This is a genomic window from Burkholderia guangdongensis, assembly GCF_013403875.1.
GTDB classification, from domain to species: Bacteria; Pseudomonadota; Gammaproteobacteria; order Burkholderiales; family Burkholderiaceae; genus Burkholderia; species Burkholderia guangdongensis.
This window is the reverse complement of sequence record NZ_JACBNX010000077.1, coordinates 1-281: the sequence shown is the minus strand read 5'-3', so window position 1 is coordinate 281 and position 281 is coordinate 1. Positions and strand designations below refer to the sequence as shown.

Here is a 281-nt window from a genome sequence, read left to right as displayed (position 1 = left end):
CCTTCGAGCGCTTTGTCGAGGAACGCGTCGTCCTGGTCGAGCACATCGGCGAAGAAGATGTTCGGGCTCTTGCCGCCGAGCTCGACCGTCGACGGGATCAGGTTGTCCGCCGCCGCGTGCAGGATGTGCTTGCCGACCGGCGTCGAGCCGGTGAACGCGATCTTCGCGATGCGCTTGCTCGTCGCGAGCGCCTCGCCCGCCTCCTTGCCGAAGCCGTTCACGATGTTGATCACGCCGGCCGGGAACAGGTCGCCGATGATCTCCATCAGCACGAGCACCGA

General features: G+C 65.8%; 1 protein-coding gene. It reads right to left on the bottom strand.

Annotated elements, in window-relative coordinates; translation table 11 throughout:
* Positions 1 to 281, bottom strand: a 281-nt coding sequence (locus HZI36_RS26770) for an aldehyde dehydrogenase family protein (protein ID WP_179405672.1), incomplete at both ends; no start/stop codon positions are given.